This window comes from Nocardiopsis alkaliphila YIM 80379 (assembly GCF_000341005.1).
In the GTDB taxonomy this organism is placed as follows: domain Bacteria; phylum Actinomycetota; class Actinomycetes; order Streptosporangiales; family Streptosporangiaceae; genus Nocardiopsis; species Nocardiopsis alkaliphila.
In genome coordinates, this window is sequence record NZ_ANBD01000139.1 from 1 (window position 1) to 223 (window position 223).

Sequence of the window (223 nt, forward strand, 5' to 3'; positions counted from 1 at the left end):
ACCTCCAGGTCCTCCCCCGCTTCCACAGCGGTGCGGGCGTCACCGATCGCCACGGCGGTGCTGATGGTGTGGATGGCCACGTTCGTCGGACCGAAAGCGGTCCCGTGCAGGTTGTGGTCCCCGCCCAAACGGACCGCAGCACGACGGGCCTGGCGTAGGAAGCGCGGCACCGCCGCACGGTCGAACTCCGTGGCGGCGGCCGTGGCAGCGGCGAGGTGGAGCC

The 223-nt window shown here is 72.2% G+C and carries 1 pseudogene; it reads right to left on the minus strand.

Annotated features, from left to right (window positions below):
* Positions 1-223, minus strand: a pseudogene (locus D472_RS26010) (helix-turn-helix domain-containing protein); the annotation flags it as partial.